The following is a 16,631-nucleotide window of genomic DNA, read 5'->3' as shown; positions in this document are numbered from 1 at the left end:
CGTCACTGCAGGTCGGCAGGGTTGTGGCTACGGGTCAGCGGCGCATGAACGGGGGGACGTCGACGTCGTCGTCGAGCTCCGTGACCTGCTCCGTGCCGGCGGGGATGCCGGTCGCCACCGCGGTGGCGGTGGCCGTCTCCGCGGTGAGCTCGCCGCCGAGGCCGCTCATCGCCGGGTTCTGGTGCTCGGCCTCCGGGCGCCGGGGCGCCGGGGGCGAGTAGGGCGCGACCGGGGGCAGGGTGCCGTTCTGGTTCGCGGTCGCACCGTGGTTCGTGCCGTGTCCGTTGCTCTCCGCGGGCGGGGCGGCCTGGGCGGCGGGCTGCGGGGTCGGGGCCACCGGCGGTGCGGGGGTCGACGCCACGGGCTCCGACCCGGTCCGGGCCGGCTCGCCCGTCCGGAACGCGACGGGATCGATCTTCTTGTGGGCGGGGCCGCCGCTCTCGAAGCCGGCTGCTATCACCGTGATGCGCACCTCGTCGCCGAGCGAGTCGTCGATCACCGTGCCGAAGATGATGTTCGCCTCGGGGTGCGCGGCCTCCTGGACCAGCGAGGCGGCCTCGTTGATCTCGAAGAGGCCGAGGTCCGAGCCGCCCGCGATCGACAGCAGCACGCCCTGCGCGCCGTCCATCGACGCCTCCAGCAGCGGCGAGTTGATCGCCTTGCCGGCCGCCTGCACCGCGCGCCCCTCACCGCGCGCCGACCCTATTCCCATCAGAGCCGAGCCTGCCCCGGACATCACGGACTTGACGTCCGCGAAGTCGAGGTTGATCAGGCCGGGGGTGGTGATCAGGTTCGTGATGCCCTGGACACCGGAGAGGAGCACCTCGTCGGCCGAGCGGAAGGCGTCCATCAGCGAGACGCCGACGTCGCCCAGCTGCAGCAGCCGGTCGTTCGGGATGACGATCAGGGTGTCGCACTCGTTGCGCAGCTGCGTGATGCCGTCCTCCGCCTGGCCCGCGCGGCGGCGGCCCTCGAAGGTGAACGGGCGGGTCACGACGCCGATGGTCAGGGCACCGAGCTTGCGCGCGATCGACGCGACGACCGGCGCGCCGCCGGTCCCGGTGCCACCGCCCTCGCCCGCCGTCACGAAGACCATGTCGGCCCCCTTGAGGACCTCCTCGATCTCCTCGCGGTGGTCCTCGGCCGCCTTGCGGCCCACGTCGGGATTGGCGCCGGCGCCGAGGCCGCGGGTGAGCTCGCGGCCGATGTCGAGCTTCACGTCCGCGTCGGACATGAGCAGGGCCTGGGCATCGGTGTTCACCGCGATGAACTCGACGCCCTTGAGGCCGACCTCGATCATGCGGTTGACGGCGTTCACGCCGCCGCCACCGATGCCGACGACCTTGATCACGGCCAGGTAGTTGTGCGGGGGCGTCATGAGCGGCACCTCTCGTTAGCTTCGGGTCCGGGTCGACTCCGTACAGCGGTCTGTCCGGGCCGTTCGCCGTCGAACGCTAGGTCCGACCGGGTGCACGGTCCAGCAGGCGCGCCGCACGTCGGCAACACCTCGATCAGGTGTTCCTGGCCGCCGTGACCGATCCGTGACCGCTCGCTGACGCCCTGCAACAATGACGCCGTTATCGCGTGATGGTGGGCAGTTCCGGGCTGGAGACGTCGAACGTCTCGCCCTTCTGGGTCAACAGCGGCACGAGCACCGCCACCTTCTTGTCCGCGCGGTCCGGGCTGCCGAAGAGGACCTGCCGGTCACCCAGCCCGAGCCGGACCGTGGGGGCACCCACGCTGGTGTCGACGTCGATGGTGGTCACCTGGGGCCGCAGGGTGTCCGGCAGGGCGGCGAGGACCGACAGCGCCGCCTTCGTGGCGGGATCGTCCGGACCGACCGCACCGAACCCGAGCACCGGCAGCACCGGGGGGACCTGCGGGGCCGGCTGGTAGGCCACACCCTTCGCGTCGACCAGGGTCAGGCCCTGGGGGCCGCGCGCGAGCGCCACCGCGACCCGCTCGGTGACGGCGATCGCGACGGTGTGCGGCCAGTTCCGGCTCACCACGACCGCACCGACACCGGTCACGTCGGCGACGCGGTCCGCGATCGCCTTGGTGTCCACGGCCGCGAGCGGGCCCCCGGTCTGCACGGCCGCGGCCGACAGCACCTCGTCCCGGGAGACCGACAGCGTGCCGCTGACCTGCACGTCCTCGACGTCCGCCAGGCCCGACCAGAACAGCAGCGCGTACGCGCCGGTGGCCAGTGCGCCCAGCAGGGCGAGCACGACGACGAGCAGCGCGATGCGGCGCCGGCGGGTGAAGCGCTTGTCGAGCGGGCGCTTCGGGGTCTCCGGCGGCTCGTCCGAGGACTTCCCGCGGCCCCGGGCCCGGTCCGTCACGGTCCCGTTCCCGGTGCGGTCCTTGCCGGCCCGCGCCTGGGAGGTCCGCGCCCGGGTGGCCCAGGCCTTCCCGTTCCGGTCCTGCCCGGTCCCGTCCGTCCGGTCCGCCTTCTCGCCCTTCCCCGACGAGCCCAGCTTCTCCGTGCGCTCGGCACGGATGCGGCGGGCCCGCTCGGCCGCCGTCGTGGCCGGGCGGGCGGTGCGGGGACCGGACGGGCGCGTCACGCGTCGGCCGCCTTGTCCAGCTCCAGGAGGATCTCCGGACCCAGGACGGTCACGTCCCCGGCCCCCATCGTGATCACCAGGTCGCCGGGGCGGGCCAGGCCGGCCAGCACCCGCGGCACGTCCCCCCAGGCGGGCACGAAGTGCACCCGCTCGTCCGGCAGCGGGACGGCGTCCGCGACCAGCGCACCGGTCACGCCGGGCTGCGGGTCCTCGCGGGCGCCGTAGACGTCGAGCACCACGATCTCGTCCGCCAGGGCGAGGGCCCGGCCGAAGTCGTCTGCGAAGGTGCGGGTGCGGGAGTAGAGGTGCGGCTGGAAGGCGACCAGCACCCGGCCGCCGGCCTGCACCTCGCGGGCGGCGCGCAGGGTGGCGGCGACCTCGGTGGGGTGGTGGGCGTAGTCGTCGTAGACGGCCACTCCCCCGGCCCGGCCCTTGTACTCGAACCGGCGCCGCACCCCGTCGAAGGCGGCGAGCCCGGACAGCAGGCAGTCCACCGGGGCGCCGAGCTCGACGCCCGCGAGCAGCGCGCCGAGGGCGTTGAGCGCCATGTGCTCGCCGGGGACGGCGAGCCGCAGCGCGATCTCGACGCCGCCGTAGCGGGCGACCACACGGGAGCCGGCGCCGTCGGGCCGGAAGTCGAGCAGCGTCGCGTCCGAACCCGTGCGGCCGTAGCGCCGGACCGTGATCCCGCGGCCCTCGGCGACGGCGGCCAGCGCCTCGGCACCGGGGTCGTCCGCGCAGCTCACGAGCGTGCCGCCGGGCGCGATCCGGCCGAGGAACTCCTCGAACACGGCCCGGTAGGCGGCCTCGTCGCCGTGGTGGTCGAGATGGTCCGGTTCGACGTTGGTGACGACGGCGACCTGAGGCGCGTACGCGGTGAACGAGCCGTCGGACTCGTCCGCCTCGACCACGAACAGGTCGCCCTCGCCGTGGTGCGCGCCCGCACCGGTGACCGTCAGGTCCCCGCCGATCGCGAACGACGGATCGGTGCCGCAGTGCTGCAGCGCGACCGTGAGCATCGACGTCGTGGAGGTCTTGCCGTGGGTGCCCGCGACCGCGCCGACCCGGTAGCCCTGGGTCAGGGCGGCGAGGGCCTGGGCGCGGTGCACGACGTCGAGACCCCGCTCGCGGGCCGCGACCAGCTCGGGATTGCCCTGGCGGATCGCGGTGGACACGACCACGACGGGCGGGCCGTCGAGCTGGTCGAGGTTCTCGGCGGCGTGCCCGACGGCGATGTGCGCGCCGAGTGCCTTCAGGGCGAGGACGGTGCGGGAGTCCTTGGCGTCGGACCCCGACACGGCCACGCCGCGGGCCAGCAGGATCCGGGCGATCCCGCTCATGCCGGCGCCGCCGATGCCGACGAGGTGCACGCGTGACCCGAGGATCGGAACGGTCACCGGTCCACCACTCCGAACACGACGTTCGCCAGCCGCTCGTCGGCATCCGCGTGGCCCGAGGCCCGGGCCGCGGCGCCCATCGCGGCCAGCCTCTCCGGGTCCTTCAGCCACGGGACCAGCTCGGTGAGCACGCGGTCCCCGGTGAGCTCGGCGTCCGGCACCAGGGCGCCACCACCGGCCGCGACGACAGGGGCGGCGTTGAGCGCCTGCTCGCCGTTGCCGATCGGGAGCGGCACGTACAGCGCCGGCAGCCCCACCGCGGAGACCTCGGCGACGGTCATCGCGCCGGCCCGGCAGAGCACCGCGTCCGCGGCGGCGTAGGCGAGGTGCATGTCGTCGATGTAGGGCAACGGGACGTAGCCCGACGCGGCATCGGCGGAGCCCGACGCGGCAGCGGTGGGCGCATCGGCGGAGCCCGACGCGGCAGCGGTGGGCGCATCGGCAGAGCCCCGGCTGGAGCCGGCCGGCTCGTTGGCCGGGCCGTGCGCGTGGAGCACCGCGATGCCCTCGTGCTCCAGCCCGGGCAGCGCCTGGCCGAGCGCGGTGTTGAGCGAGCGCGCGCCCTGCGACCCGCCGAACACGAGCAGCACGGGGCCGTCGGCGGGCAGGCCGTGCTTCTGCCGGGCCTCGGCACGCAGCGCGGCCCGGTCCAGCGTGGTCACGGCGTGGCGCAGCGGGATGCCGAGCACCTCGGCGCCGGCCAGCCCGCTGCCGGGGACCGCCGCGACGACCTTGGCGGCGAACCGCGCGCCGATCTTGTTGGCGAGCCCGGCGCGGGCGTTGGCCTCGTGGACCACGATCGGCACCCGGCCGCGGGCGCCCAGGTAGGCGGGCAGGGCGACGTACCCTCCGAAGCCGACGACGACGTCCGCGTCGACCTTCGTGAGCACCTCCCGCACCCGCGAGACCGCGCTGCGCACCTTGCCCGGGAGCCGCAGCAGGTCCGCACTCGGTTTCCGCGGGAGCGGGACCGGCAGGATCAGCTCGAGGGCGTACCCGCGGGCCGGGATGAGCCGGGTGTCGAGGCCCTTCTCCGTGCCCAGGGCGGTGACGACGGCGTCCGGGCGCAGGCGGCGGACGGCGTCGGCGAAGGCGAGGGCGGGCTCGATGTGGCCCGCGGTCCCCCCGCCGGCGACGACGACACTGAGACTCATCTCCGCACGCTCCGCTGCTGGGGCGGCGCCGGTGCCTTGTAGGGCACCGGCAGCGGCAGCCGCAGGAGCGTGGCGATGCGGCCCTGGCCGTGCTTCTGCAGGGCGGCGACGGCCTCGGGCTCGTGCCGCGCCGCGTTCGTCAGCATGCCGAACACGAACATGGTGACCACCAGCGACGTTCCTCCGGAGGAGATCAGGGGCAGCTGCAGCCCGGTGACCGGGAGCAGGCCGACCACGTACCCGATGTTGATCGACGCCTGCGCGACCAGCCAGGTCGTCGACGCCGCGGTCACCAGCCGCAGCCAGGGGTCGGAGCTGCGCCGCGCGATCCGCAGGCCCGTGTAGGCCAGCGCGGCGAACAGCGCCAGGACGGCGAGCGCCCCGACCAGCCCGAGCTCCTCGCCGATGATCGCGAAGATGAAGTCGTTGTGCGCGTTGGGCAGGTAGTCCCACTTGGCCCGGCCCTGGCCGAGCCCGACGCCGAACAGCCCGCCGTCCGCCAGCGAGTAGAGGGCCTGGGTGGCCTGGTAGCCGGGGCCGAGCGGGTCGGTCGTGTCCGACTGCAGGAAGCTGGTGATCCGGGCGACCCGGTACCCGGCCGTGAGGCCGAGGATGACCGCGCCGGCGAGCCCGCCGGCCGAGATCGCGGCCAGCAGCTTCATCGGGGCGCCGCCGAACCAGAGCAGCGCGATCATGACGATGCCGACCGAGATCGTCATGCCCAGGTCGGGTTCGAGGACCAGCAGCGTGAGGACCAGCAGCGTGACCGGGACCAGCGGGTTCAGCGCGTGCTTCCAGCGGTGCATCACGTTGCGGCGGGCGACCAGCACGTGCGCGCCCCACAGCGTGAGCGCCACCTTGACACCCTCGGAGGGCTGCAGCGAGAACGAGCCGACCGCGAACCAGGACCGCGAGCCGTTGCGCACCACACCGACGCCCGGCACCAGCACCGCGACCAGCGCCACGATGCCGATGAGCAGCAGGAACGGCGCGAGCGCGCGCATCCGCCGGGGTGGGATCCGCAGGCCGATCCAGAACAGCACGAGGCCACCGAGGCAGAACATGAGCTGGCGGATGAACACCGAGTACGACGAGCCGCCCGACGAGTACGACTCCACCGAGCTCGCCGAGAGCACCATGACCAGGCCGAAGATCGTCAGCAGCCCGAAGACTCCCAGGATCAGGTGCAGGGAGGTCAGGGGGCGGCGCAGCCAGGCCTGCAGCGCACCGACGGCGCGACCGACCGCGGCGCGGGCGGGGCTGATCCGGTCGGCGCGCGCCGGCCTGGTCCTGGTGGTCCTGGCGCTCTTTCCGTTCGTGCCTCGGGGGCGGGTGGGGGTGGCCATCAGCGGCCCTCCCCCGGTGCCCGGACCGCCTCGAGCTCCCGGGCCGCGTCGAGGTCGTGGGCCGCCCCGAGGTCGTGGGCCGCCTCGAGGTCGTGGACGGCCGAGGCGAAGGCCTGCCCGCGGTGGGCGTAGTCCCGGAACTGGTCCATCGACGCCGCCGCGGGCGCCAGGAGCACGACGTCCCCCGGTCGGGCGAGCTGGGCGGCACGGCGGACGGCGGAGGACATGACCTCATCGTCGCCCTCGGTGACCTCCGAGGTGGGGACCTCGGGGGCGTGTCGCGCGAGAGCGTCGGCGATCTCCACCCGCTCGGTGCCGATCACGACCACCCCCCGCAGCCGGTCCGCGTGCCGGGCCACCAGGTCGTCGATCCGGGCGCCCTTGAGCAGCCCCCCGGCGATCCACACGATCCGGCCGGCCGGCTGGGCGGCCAGGGCGGCGTCCGCGGCGTGGGGGTTCGTGGCCTTGGAGTCGTCGACGTAGGTGACGCCCGCGACCGTCCCGACCGGGGTGCTCCGGTGGGCCCCGGGCGTGAACTCCGCCAACCCGGCGCGGACGGCCTCGGCGCCTACCCCGTGGGCCCGCGCGAGCGCCGCGGCCCCGAGGGCGTCGATCAGCCCGGGGGGCCCGGCCGGCCGGATCCCGGCGGCCTCGGCGAGCACGGTCCCGTCGTCGTGGATGTGTGTTTCAGGCTCCCGAATGTGCCGACTCGCGGGGGTGGGGGACGCGCCGGTCTCGGGCGGTCCGGCAAACGGGAAGGCGCGGTCGACGAGCTGACCGTGCTCGATGCCGAGCTGGCCGCGCGCGGGGGCGCCGAGGGTGATGCCGACCGTGTGACGGGCGGGGGACTCGTCGAGGAGCCGGGCGGCGATCTCGTCGTCGACACCCGCGATCGCGACCTCGCCGACCAGGGCGCGGGCCTTGGCCCGGGCGTAGGCCTCGAGGCTGCCGTGCCAGTCGAGGTGGTCCTCCGCGATGTTGAGGACCAGGCCCGCCGCGGGGCGGATCGACGGCGACCAGTGCAGCTGGAAGCTCGACAGCTCCACCGCCAGCACCGCGTGGCCCGCCGCGACCGCGCTGACCACGGGATAGCCGATGTTCCCGCAGGCCACGGCGTCGAGCCCGGCCGCGGTCAGGATCGAGGCGAGCATGCCCGTCGTCGTGGTCTTGCCGTTGGTGCCGGTGACCACGAGCCAGGCCGGCGGGGTCGGGCGGGCCGCGCCGAGCCGCCAGGCCAGCTCCGGCTCGCCGATCACCTCGACGCCGCGGGCCGCGGCCTCCGCGACCAGGGGATGGTCCGGGCGGCGGCCGGGTCCGGTGACGACGAGATCCACGCCCTCCGGGAGGCCCTCCGCGGGTTCCGCGCCGGCGGGGAGGCTCTCCAGGGCCTCCGCCCGGTCGTCGGACACGAGCACGCGGGCGCCCTCGGCGACCAGCACCCCGGCGGCCGCGAGCCCGGAGACCCCGGCCCCCGCGACCAGCACGGTGCGGCCCTTCACCGGGCACCCCCGGCGCCGGCGGCCGGCAGCACGCCCACCTCGGTGTCGAGAGGAACCCAAGCCACATCGGCGGCGGTGCGAACGTGGCTCACGTTCATCTCGGCGGTCACAGGCCCGAGGAGGCGGCGAGCCACTCGGAGTAGAAGATCCCCAGGCCCAGGGCCGCGCAGATGCCCGCGAGCAGCCAGAACCGGATGATCACCGTGGTCTCGGCCCAGCCGGCCAGCTCGAAGTGGTGGTGGAAGGGCGCCATCCGGAACAGGCGGCGCCGGGTGGTGCGGAAGACCAGGATCTGCAGGGCGACCGACAGGGTCTCGACCACGAACACACCGCCGATGACCAGCAGCAGCAGCTCGGTCTTGGTGACGATCGAGAGCCCCGCGAGCAGCCCGCCGAGCGCGAGCGAGCCGGTGTCGCCCATGAAGATGCGGGCGGGGGCGGCGTTCCACCAGAGGAAGCCGATGCAGCCGCCCATCGCGGCGGCGGCGACGATGGCGACGTCGAGCGGGTCCCGCACCTCGTAGCAGCCGGCGGCCGCGGCGAGGCTGCAGCTGTTGCGGAACTGCCAGAAGCCGATGATCACGTAGCTCGCCAGGACCAGAGCGGAGGTGCCCGCGGCCAGCCCGTCGAGCCCGTCGGTCAGGTTGACGCCGTTGGACCAGGCCCCGATGACCAGGTTGCAGAACAGCACGAACCCGACCGCACCGAAGCTGATGACCGCGATGTCCCGGACGAACGACAGGTTCTCCGAGGCCGGCGTGAGGTTTCGCGAGCTCACGAAGCGCAGGGCCAGGATGCCGAAGATCGTGGCGGTGAGGACCTGCCCGATCAGCTTCGAGGTCTTGTTCAGGCCGAGGTTGCGGCGGCGGCGGAGCTTGAGGAAGTCGTCAACGAACCCGACGACGCCCAGCGCCGTGGTCAGGAACAGCACCAGCAGCGCGGACGCGGACAGCGGCTCGCCGGTCATCAGGTGCGCGACCAGGTACCCGACCCAGATCGCCAACAGGATCGCGACGCCACCCATGGTCGGGGTGCCGCGCTTGGTCTGGTGGCTCTTCGGGCCGTCGGCGCGGATCTCCTGGCCGAAGCCCTGCCGGGCGAAGAAGCGGATCAGATAGGGGGTGAGCAGGATCGAGATGGCCAGGGCCACCCCGGCCGCGACGAAGATGCCTCTCACTTCGAGACCAGCTCCTGCGCGATCAGCTCGGCGGCGAGGCGGTCCAGGCCCGCGGACCGGGAGGCCTTGACGAGCACGACGTCTCCGGGTTCGAGCTCGGCGCGGAGCAGGGTGACCGCCGCGTCGACGTCGTGAACGTGTGTTTCATGCTCCGGAATGTGCCGACTCGCGGGGGTGGGGTCGGGGTAGAGGTCGGTGCCGACGGTGACGAAGCGGGTGGTGCCGAGGTCCGCGACGAGCTGCGCGACCCGGGCGTGGGCGGCCGGGGCGGTGTCGCCCAGCTCCGCCATCGGGCCGAGGACCGCCCAGGTGCGGCGCGTCCCTCCCGCGATCGCGTGCAGCGCCCGGAGGGCGGCCGTCATGGACTCGGGATTGGCGTTGTAGGCGTCGTTGACCACGGTGACGCCGTCGGGGCGCTCGGTGACCTCCATCCGCCAGCGGCTCGCGGCACCGGCCCCGGACAGGGCCTCGGCGATCCCGGCCGGCGTGCCCCCCAGCTCCAGGGCGACCGCGGCGGCGGACAGGGCGTTGCCGACGTGGTGCTCCCCCACCAGCTGCAGGCTCACCAGGGCCTCGCCGACCGGCGTGACCAGCGTGAACGACGCGCGGCCTGCGGTCAGCGCGACATCGCGGGCGAGCACCGCGGCACCGGCCGCACCGGCGGCCGAGACACCGACGACCCGCGCCGCGGTCCGGCCCGCCATCGCGGCGACCCGGAGATCGTCCAGGTTCAGGACGGCGACCCCGTCGGCCGGGAGGGCCTCGACGAGCTCGCCCTTGGCCTGCGCGATCGCCTCGGGCGAGCCGAACTCGCCGACGTGCGCGGAGCCGACGTTGAGCACCACCCCGATCCGCGGCGGCGCGATCGCGCACAGCCGGGCGATGTGCCCGGGGCCGCGGGCGGAGAGCTCCAGGACCAGGTGGCGGGTGCTCTCACCGGCGCGCAGCGCGGTCCAGGGGTGGCCGAGCTCGTTGTTGAACGAGCCGGGCGGCGCGACCGTCTCCCCCAGCGGGGCGAGCACCGCGGCGATCAGGTCCTTCGTCGAGGTCTTGCCCGAGCTGCCCGTGACGCCCACGACCGCGAGGCCGGGCAGGTTCGTCACGGAGTGGCGGGCGAGCTTCCCGAGCGCGGTGAGGACCGCGGCGCCGGTGCCGTCCGGGTCCGCCGCGCCCAGGTCCGTGCCCGCGTACGAACCGCCCGCGGGGGCGATCACGGCGGGGGCGTCCACCTCGCGCCCGGCCAGCACCGCCGACGCCCCGGCCGCTACCGCCGCGGCCGCGAAGTCGTGCCCGTCCGCGCGCTCCCCGGGCAGGGCGAGGAACAGCGCGCCCGGACCCGCCCTGCGGGAGTCGAACTCCACCGAGGAGACGAGCTCGTCGCCCGTCGCGCGGTGCAGCGCACCCCCGGTCACGGCGGCGACCTCGGCCAGCCGCATCTCGATCACGTGTCCTGCCTCTCGCTGATGGCCCGGTCGAGTTCGGCTCGCAGTACGGCAGCGTCGTCGAACGGGTGCTTGACCCCGTGGATCTCCTGGCCGGTCTCGTGCCCCTTACCCGCAACGACCACCACGTCCCCGGGTTTCGCCAGCTCGACCGCGGCGATGATCGCGGCGCGCCGGTCGCCGATCTCGACGATGTCCCCGCGTGGTGTCGCAGTCTCCGCCCCCGCGAGCATGGCCGCGCGGATCTCCGCGGGGTCCTCGGTGCGCGGGTTGTCGTCCGTGACGATCAGGATGTCGGAGCGCGCGGCCGCGGCGGCGCCCATCATCGGCCGCTTGCCCGTGTCGCGGTCGCCGCCGCAGCCGAGCACCGTGATCAGCTTCCCGGAGGGCTGCTGGGCCTTGAGCGCGTCGAGCAGGGCGGAGACGGCGGCGGGCTTGTGCGCGTAGTCGACGACGGCGAGGAACTCCTGTCCGGCGTCGACCCGCTGCATCCGGCCGGGCACCTGGAGCTGCGCGAACCGCGGGGCCGCGACGCCCGGCGCCACCCCCACGAGGTCCAGCACGGCCAGGGCGACCAGGGCGTTCGCGATGTTGAACGCGCCCGGGAGCTGCAGCCGGAGCGGGACCTCGCCGGCCGGGTGCCGCACCACGCAGCGCTGCGCGCCGGAGGGCTCGACCACGAGATCGCGGATCGTCCACTCCGCGGGGATCGTGGTGGACACGGTGATCGCCTCGGGCGCGAGGTTCGCGAGCCGGTTGCCCCACTCGTCGTCGACGCACACGACGCCGCGCTCGGCGCGCAGCTGCGGATCGAGGAAGAGCTTCGCCTTCGCGGCGAAGTAGTCCTCCATGTCGGTGTGGAAGTCCAGGTGGTCCTGGGAGAGGTTGGTGAAGGCGCCGACGGCGAACCGCGTGCCCGCGACCCGGCCCAGGGCCAGGGCGTGGCTCGAGACCTCCATCGCGACGTCGGTGACCCCGCGCTCGAGCATCACCGCGAACAGGGCCTGCAGGTCCGGCGCCTCCGGCGTGGTGAACGCGCTGGGCAGCCGCTCGCCGCGGATCCGCGTCTGCACCGTGCCGAGCAGCCCGGTCTCGCGGCCCGCCTCGGCCAGCCCGGCCTCGAGCAGGTGGGCGACGGTCGTCTTGCCGCTGGTGCCCGTCACGCCGAGGACGCTCAGCTCGTCCGTCGGGTCGCCGTAGACCGCGGAGGCCAGGGCGCCGAGGACGGTCCGCGGGTGCGGGTGCAGCAGCACCCGGACGGACCCGCGCTCGACGGCCGCGGCGAGCTCCGGGCGGGTGAGGCCGGCGGGATCGGTGAGGACGGCGACGGCGCCCGCGCGCAGGGCCGCACCGGCGAAGTCCGCCCCGTGGACCCTGGCGCCGGGCAGGGCCGCGAACAGGTCCCCCGGGCGGACGTCCGAGGTGCGGTGGGTGATGCCGGTGACGTGCAGGCGGGTCTCGTTCACCGCGGGGACGGTGTCCGCGTCGGCGAGGGCGGCCAGGGCGTCGAGGTCCAGGGGCACGGCGCGGGGGCGCGGGGCCAGGTCGGCCGGCGGCCGGGCCGGGGGTGCAGAGCTGGCGGGCGACACCCGGGGAGGCTACCGAGACGCGCCGGGCGGCCGTGCGGCGCACCGCCGGGCCGGACCCGATTCCCGGCCGCCGAGCGTGCCGCTCCCCGCGCCGGACGTCCGCGGGCCCGTCGTGAGCACGCAGGGTCCGTGAGCGATCGCACTCCGCAGCCGGTGGGCGCGGCGGCGGGACCGATCGGCGAGTGGTCGGGCGGGCGGCTCGTGCGGCGCCGCGCGCTCCTGCGCCGGGCGGCGTCCAGGGCTCGACGGTGGGAGCCTCTCGACCCGCGCGGCCCTGCGCCCCGACCCGCTCGGCCTTCGGCGCGACCCGCGCAGCTCCACGTCGCGACTCGCGCGGAACCGGGGCCCGACTCGCGGGGATGTGGCTCAGGGTGTGCGCGAGTCGGGGTGTGGGAAGGGGTGTGTCGGGAGGCGGGACGGCCCGCCCGGGCCGGACGTGCGCCGGTTCGCTACGGGGCGACGAGCGTCTGGACCGGGGCGGGGTCGCCGACCGGGATGTGGTCCCGCTGGCCGATGTAGCTGGCGATGTCGTGGAACAGCGGGGCCGCGCTGGTGCCGCCCTTGGGCGCGTCGAGCATGATCCCCACGACGAACCGGGGGTCCTGCGCGGGCATCATGCCGGCGAAGGTGATCCAGTAGGTCGAGGCCGAGTAGCAGCCGCAGGCCGGGTTGACCTGCTGCGCCGTGCCCGTCTTGCCCGCGACCTGGTAGCCCGGCACCTGCGCGGTGTAGCCGGTGCCGATCTGCCCCGGCGCCTTCTGCGTGACGGCGGTGAGCATGGTCCGCAGCTGGGCGGCGGTCTCCGGGGACACCACCCGCACGCCCGCGGGCTGCGGGGTCTCGGTGCGGCTGCCGTCCGGCGCGATCGTGGCCGCGACGATCCGCGGCGGGATCCGCACCCCGTCGTTGGCCACGGCCTGGTACATCCCGGCCATCTGCAGCACCGTCATCGACAGGCCCTGGCCGATCGGCAGGTTGCCGAAGGTCGAGCCGGACCAGGCCGAGCGGGCGGGCACCGAGCCGGCGCTCTCGCCCGGCAGGCCGACGCCCGTCTTCGTGCCGATCCCGAAGCGCTGCAACATCTCCGAGAAGCGGTCCTGGCCGAGCTTCTCGGCCGTCATGATCGTGCCGACGTTCGAGGACTTCGCCAGCACACCGGTCAGCGTGTAGTGGTCCAGGCCGTGGGCCCAGGCGTCGTGCACCGTGCGGTCCGCGACCTGGATGCTACCCGGCACGTCGAGCACGTCGTCCGGCTTGTTGATGCCGAACTCCAGCGCGCCCGCCATCGTCACGATCTTGTTGACGGAGCCGGGCTCGAACGGGGTGGACACCGCGGCGTTGCCCAGCGTGGCCGGGTCCGCGGCGCCGATGGCACGGGGATCGAAGGTGGTGCCGTTGGCCATCGCGAGGACCTGGCCGGTCTTCGAGTCCAGGACCACGGCGGAACCGCTCTTCGCGGCCGTCTTGCTCACGTAGTCCTGCAGCTTCTGCTGCACCACGTACTGCAGGTCCGAGTCCAGCGTGAGCTGCACGTTCGAGCCGGGCACCGCGGCCTGCTGGGCGCGGGTGCTGCCGGGGATGACGGTGTCGCTGCCCTCCGCGGTGTCGACGACCTGGAAGCCGTCCGTACCGGCGAGGAGGCTGTCGCTCGAGCTCTCCAGGCCGACCCGCCCGACCAGCTTCTTCGCGTCCGCACCCCAGGTCGCGGCGCCGATCACGTTGGCGGCGAGGTTGCCCGCGGGGTACTGGCGGGCCTCGCGCTTCTCCTCGGCGATCTCCGGGAACTTCTGCTCCAGCGCGCGGGCCACGTCCGGGTCCGCGCTGGTGGTGAGCACGACGTAGCCGCGATCGGCCTCGAGCTGGGCCTGGATCGCGTTGGCGTCGCCGCCGGTGGCCGCCGCGACGGCCTGGGCCATCGCGACCTTGTACGCGCCGGCCTGCGCCCCCTTGGTCGAGTTGATCAACCGCGGGTTGGTGACGAGTGCGCGGGACTCGGTGGAGAAGGCCAGCGGAGTGCCGTTGCGGTCCAGGATGGACCCGCGCTCGGCCGCGATGGTCATCTTCATCGTGCGCTGCTTCTCGGCGCTCGCGGTGAGGTCCGCGGACCGGACGGTCTGGATGATCAGCAGCTGCGCGGCCGAGGCCAGCAGCAGCAGGACCAGGATCAGCCGGCCGATCGTGAAACGGCGCTCCCCCGAGCCGGTGCGCGCCGCGGGGCGGCGCGGCGGCGGGCGGCGGGGGCCCTGCCGCCGCACCGCGGAGACCGGGCGGGAGGTGCCCCGGCTGCGCGGGGGGGCGATGGCCATCAGCCCGCGCCCTGCCCCGTGGTGCCGGCCGGGTTCTGGGCAGGCTGGTTCGCGGCGGCCTGGTCGGCGGCCGGCCGCTCCTGCTCACCCTGGATCGCGGCGTCGGCGCTGCCGCCGGCCGCCGCGGCGCCCGGGTCCGTGACGGCCTGGGTGTTCGGCGCGGTGTTCGGCGCGGTGTTCGCGGCAGCGGTGTTCGGCGCGGCATTCGGGGCCGCGGCGGTCGCGGCGGTGTTCGGCGCGGTGTTGGGCGCGGTGGCGTTCGGGGCCGGCGCGGCCGGGGCCGCGGGCACCGGGGCCGCCGGGGCCGTGGCCGCGGCGGGCGTCCCCACCACGCGCACCCCGCCGTCCGGCGCGACGACCAGCCGGGCCGGGTCCTTCGAGGGGACCATGCCCAGGTCGGTGGCCCGCTGCGCGAGCGCGGGCGGGGCCTCCATCGCGGCGACCTCACGGTGCAGCCGCTCGCTCTGCTCGGTCAGGTCCCGCGCGGCCGTGCGGGCCGCCTGCAGCCGGTAGGAGTCGCCCGCCGCCGCCGTCGACAGCCACAGCGTGAGCACCAGGCCGGTCGCGAACAGCACCATGATCAGCAGCACGAACTGCGCGCGGCCACCGGGGCTCGCGGCCTTGCGGGCCACCCGGGGCACCCCGGCGGACCGGCGGACCCGCTCGTCCCGCTTCGCGTACGCGGCCTTCGCCGCACCGGACCGACCGCGTTGGGCCGGGACCGCGACGCTCCCCCGCTGGGCGGGGACGTCGGACTTCCGGGTCGCGGTGCGGGACCAGTCGACGGTGACGCGCTTTTCCTTGACCGGCGCACTCATCGCTCGTCCCCGCTTCCCTCGGCCCGCGCTTCGCGCAGGCGCTGTCCAGATGGTTCGCTCACAGCTGGTGGTCGGCTCGCGCTCATGACGTGGCCTCCCGGACCCGCTCGGCGGCGCGGCACCGCACGGACGCGGCTCGCGGGTTGTCCTCGATCTCGTCGTCGGTGGCGACCTCTGCCCCGCGGGTCAGCAGGCGCAGCTCGGGGGCGTGTTCGGGGAGCTCGACGGGCAGGTCGACCGGGGTGCGCGAGGCCGCCCCCGCGGCCAGCTCCCGCTTGACCATCCGGTCCTCGAGCGACTGGTAGGCGAGCACCACGACACGCCCGCCGACCGGCAGCGACGAGACCGCCGCCGGCAGCGCGCCGCGCAGCGCCTCCAGCTCGGCGTTGACCTCGATCCGCAACGCCTGGAAGGTCCGCTTCGCGGGGTGCCCCCCGGTCCGCCGCGACGCCGCCGGCACCGCCGCGTACAGCAGCTCGACGAGGTCGGCGCTGCGCACGAACGGCTCGCGCTCGCGCCGCTTGACCACCGCGGAGACGATCCGGGTGGCGAACCGCTCCTCGCCGTACTCGCGCAGGATCCGGACGAGGTCGCCCGGCGCGTAGGTGTTGAGGACGTCGGCCGCGGTCGGCCCCTGCGTGGGGTCCATCCGCATGTCGAGGTCGGAGTCGCGGGAGTAGGAGAAGCCGCGCTCGTCGGCGTCGAGCTGCAGGCTGGAGACGCCGAGGTCGAACAGGATCCCGTCCGCGTGCGGCAGGCCCAGGTCGGCGAGGACGTCCGCGATCCGGTCGTAGACGGCGTGGACCAGGTGGATCCGGTCGGCGAAGGCCGTGAGCCGGCGCCCGGCCAGCTCCAGTGCCTGCGGATCGCGGTCCAGCCCGACCAGGGTGAGCTGCGGGTGCGCGGCGAGCAGGGCCGCCGAGTGGCCGCCCAGGCCGAGGGTGGCGTCGACGCAGACCGCCGGGCGGTCCCGCAGCGCGGGATCCAGCAGCTCCATGACCCGCGGCAGCATCACCGGGACGTGCGCGTGGCCGCCCTGTGCACCGTCTGCGTCGTTCTCGGAGAGCATGCCCGTCACCTCCCGCCGTACCCGATCCCCGCGCCCCACGAGGTCGTCCGCGCAGCGCGACACGGCGCGCTGACACGCAGCGGCCCGGGACTGCACGTCCCGAGCCGCTGCAGGGCCCGCGCCGGCTCCCCAGCCCGGCGGGCTCCCGTCCCGCTGCCGCCGCCCCCACCTGGACGCCGTGGACCGGTTGCGGTCCGGGGGACCTGGCACCGGGGAAGGTGCGCCAGGGCCCGCGGGCCGGCCGGTTGTCACGGCGTCCGGGTCGGG

At 74.9% G+C, this 16,631-nt stretch carries 12 protein-coding genes; all 12 read right to left on the bottom strand.

All coding sequences use genetic code 11. The features are described from left to right. Positions 1–34 precede the first annotated feature (34 nt). The 12 genes from ftsZ to rsmH all read right to left on the bottom strand — a co-directional run bounded on the left by ftsZ (position 35) and on the right by rsmH (position 16,364). Entirely contained in the window at positions 35–1,378 is a 1,344-nt protein-coding gene (gene ftsZ, locus ABD324_RS07560) for a cell division protein FtsZ (protein WP_344413885.1), read from the bottom strand. Positions 1,379–1,577: 199 nt separating this feature from the next. Beyond that, positions 1,578–2,567 (bottom strand): cell division protein FtsQ/DivIB, encoded by a 990-nt coding sequence (locus ABD324_RS07555; RefSeq protein ID WP_344413882.1) that lies wholly within the window; start codon positions 2,565–2,567, stop codon positions 1,578–1,580. After that, positions 2,564–3,964: a UDP-N-acetylmuramate--L-alanine ligase gene (gene murC, locus ABD324_RS07550; RefSeq protein ID WP_344413880.1), complete on the bottom strand. Its 1,401-nt coding sequence runs from the start codon at positions 3,962–3,964 to the stop codon at positions 2,564–2,566. Before murC ends, ABD324_RS07555 begins: the two co-directional genes overlap by 4 nt. Then, positions 3,961–5,118 carry an undecaprenyldiphospho-muramoylpentapeptide beta-N-acetylglucosaminyltransferase gene (gene murG / locus ABD324_RS07545; protein WP_344413878.1) on the bottom strand — a complete coding sequence of 386 codons (1,158 nt, stop codon included), beginning with the start codon at positions 5,116–5,118 and terminating at the stop codon, positions 3,961–3,963. Before murG ends, murC begins: the two co-directional genes overlap by 4 nt. Continuing rightward, complete coding sequence (ftsW, locus tag ABD324_RS07540) at positions 5,115–6,464, bottom strand: putative lipid II flippase FtsW (RefSeq protein WP_344413876.1); 1,350 nt, start codon at positions 6,462–6,464, stop codon at positions 5,115–5,117. Before ftsW ends, murG begins: the two co-directional genes overlap by 4 nt. Continuing rightward, positions 6,464–7,963 (bottom strand): UDP-N-acetylmuramoyl-L-alanine--D-glutamate ligase, encoded by a 1,500-nt coding sequence (murD, locus tag ABD324_RS07535; RefSeq protein WP_344413875.1) that lies wholly within the window; start codon positions 7,961–7,963, stop codon positions 6,464–6,466. The genes ftsW and murD overlap by 1 nt, the downstream gene beginning before the upstream one ends. 106 nt (positions 7,964–8,069) lie before the next feature. Beyond that, positions 8,070–9,140 carry a phospho-N-acetylmuramoyl-pentapeptide-transferase gene (gene mraY, locus ABD324_RS07530; RefSeq protein ID WP_344413873.1) on the bottom strand — a complete coding sequence of 357 codons (1,071 nt, stop codon included), beginning with the start codon at positions 9,138–9,140 and terminating at the stop codon, positions 8,070–8,072. Further along, the gene (locus tag ABD324_RS07525; protein ID WP_344413871.1) at positions 9,137–10,585 is read right to left on the bottom strand and encodes a UDP-N-acetylmuramoyl-tripeptide--D-alanyl-D-alanine ligase; all 1,449 of its coding nucleotides are present in this window, start codon (positions 10,583–10,585) and stop codon (positions 9,137–9,139) included. The genes mraY and ABD324_RS07525 overlap by 4 nt, the downstream gene beginning before the upstream one ends. After that, on the bottom strand, positions 10,582–12,171 hold the full coding sequence (locus ABD324_RS07520; protein WP_344413869.1) for a UDP-N-acetylmuramoyl-L-alanyl-D-glutamate--2,6-diaminopimelate ligase: 1,590 nt from the start codon (positions 12,169–12,171) through the stop codon (positions 10,582–10,584). Before ABD324_RS07520 ends, ABD324_RS07525 begins: the two co-directional genes overlap by 4 nt. A 449-nt stretch (positions 12,172–12,620) precedes the next feature. Beyond that, positions 12,621–14,477: a peptidoglycan D,D-transpeptidase FtsI family protein gene (locus ABD324_RS07515; RefSeq protein WP_344413867.1), complete on the bottom strand. Its 1,857-nt coding sequence runs from the start codon at positions 14,475–14,477 to the stop codon at positions 12,621–12,623. Continuing rightward, positions 14,477–15,295: a cell division protein FtsL gene (ftsL, locus tag ABD324_RS07510; protein WP_344413865.1), complete on the bottom strand. Its 819-nt coding sequence runs from the start codon at positions 15,293–15,295 to the stop codon at positions 14,477–14,479. Before ftsL ends, ABD324_RS07515 begins: the two co-directional genes overlap by 1 nt. Before the next feature lie 82 nt (positions 15,296–15,377). Further along, positions 15,378–16,364, bottom strand: a complete 987-nt coding sequence (gene rsmH / locus ABD324_RS07505; RefSeq protein WP_344413863.1) for a 16S rRNA (cytosine(1402)-N(4))-methyltransferase RsmH — start codon at positions 16,362–16,364, stop codon at positions 15,378–15,380. Between the last annotated feature and the right edge of the window lie 267 nt (positions 16,365–16,631).

Source organism: Pseudonocardia ailaonensis (genome assembly GCF_039531635.1).
Lineage (GTDB): Bacteria > Actinomycetota > Actinomycetes > Mycobacteriales > Pseudonocardiaceae > Pseudonocardia > Pseudonocardia ailaonensis.
The sequence above is the reverse complement of the archived record's forward strand: the minus strand, read 5'-3'. Positions and strand labels throughout refer to the sequence as shown.

Excerpts from the sequence above, each read along its gene's own strand:
- ftsL (WP_344413865.1), bottom strand. The coding sequence starts at position 15,295 with ATGAGTGCGCCGGTCAAGGAAAAGCGCGTCACCGTCGACTGGTCCCGC.
- ABD324_RS07515 (WP_344413867.1), bottom strand. The coding sequence starts at position 14,477 with ATGGCCATCGCCCCCCCGCGCAGCCGGGGCACCTCCCGCCCGGTCTCC.
- ftsZ (WP_344413885.1), bottom strand. The coding sequence starts at position 1,378 with ATGACGCCCCCGCACAACTACCTGGCCGTGATCAAGGTCGTCGGCATC.
- murG (WP_344413878.1), bottom strand. The coding sequence starts at position 5,118 with ATGAGTCTCAGTGTCGTCGTCGCCGGCGGGGGGACCGCGGGCCACATC.
- ftsW (WP_344413876.1), bottom strand. The coding sequence starts at position 6,464 with ATGGCCACCCCCACCCGCCCCCGAGGCACGAACGGAAAGAGCGCCAGG.
- rsmH (WP_344413863.1), bottom strand. The coding sequence starts at position 16,364 with ATGCTCTCCGAGAACGACGCAGACGGTGCACAGGGCGGCCACGCGCAC.